1 protein-coding gene is annotated in these 258 nt (G+C 55.0%); it reads left to right on the forward strand.

The window, feature by feature from the left end; all coding sequences use genetic code 11:
• On the forward strand, positions 1-221 hold a 221-nt coding region (locus AC1RP4_RS08060; RefSeq protein ID WP_481763286.1), incomplete at its 5' end, for a hypothetical protein.
• Positions 222-258: the final 37 nt, after the last annotated feature.

Raw genomic sequence — 258 nt, forward strand, 5'->3', positions numbered from 1 at the left:
GTACGGGCCCGCAGGACGTGGAGCGTGCCGGAGTACCGGTCGAGGAATGCGCAAGTGTCACTGACCTCATGAAGTGTGTGCGTACTGCTAATGCCGAGCGCGAACGGGGCAAACCGCGAGTGGTTGAATATGTGCTGGAAAAATATAGGATTGGGGCCGAAGAACACATCAACCTGTACAGCGTCAACCTGTCTCATGGTGAGAGTCGTGTTGAACTTTAACCACGGCCCACGTCCCTCTATCACTTCCTTACAACCC

This window comes from Dellaglioa sp. CoH-56-MRSF-10 (assembly GCF_056782175.1).